This is a genomic window from Micromonospora sp. MP36 (assembly GCF_008119785.1).
Classification (GTDB): domain Bacteria; phylum Actinomycetota; class Actinomycetes; order Mycobacteriales; family Micromonosporaceae; genus Micromonospora.
Genome location: NZ_VSFA01000291.1, coordinates 1 through 625 on the forward strand (window position 1 = coordinate 1; position 625 = coordinate 625).

Below are 625 nucleotides of genomic sequence, written 5' to 3' on the forward strand. Positions count from 1 at the left end.
TCATTGACGGCGCGCAGGCGTTCGATGAGTTCGCCAGGGTCGTGTGTCGGATCGTTGCGGGCGACGTCGAGAAGCGTCCGCGAAATCGCCAATGGGGTGCGCAGCTCATGGGACGCGTTGGCGGCGAACCTCTGCTGCTCGGCGACGTTTGCTTCGAGCTGTGCGAGCATCGAGTCGAACGCGTCGGAGAGTTCACGGAACTCGTCCTTGCGACCCTCCATGCGAATCCGGTGGGACAGTGATCCGTCCGCGGCCACGCGTGTGGCATTTGTGATGCGAGCCAGCGGCGCGAGCATCCGGCCGGCGAGAATCCATCCGCCCAGCACGCCGAATATCAGCAGAAAGGCCAGCACTGCGGCTGCTCTCGGGCCGAAGGCGCGGAGCAGGTCGGAGCGGTTTGGTACGAACCACCCGGGGACGGGCAGACTCGAGCGGTTGGGACCGGGCAGCTGGGGGTTGTCGATCACCTCGGGTACGTAACGCAGCAGGAACACCCACACTGTGACGAGAAGCAAGCCACCTGCCAGCATGACTAACCCGGCATAGCTGAGGGTCAGCTTGAGGCGGACGCTCAAACCGGGCGCCCTATCCACGGTCCCCTCCTTTACGCCCGGTGCCGGGTGCT

General features: G+C 65.1%; 1 protein-coding gene. It reads right to left on the reverse strand.

From position 1 onward, the window contains the following. Positions 1 to 593 (reverse strand): HAMP domain-containing protein (locus tag FXF52_RS41220; RefSeq protein ID WP_148805064.1); only part of this gene is annotated, 593 nt, incomplete at its 3' end. Positions 594 to 625: the final 32 nt, after the last annotated feature.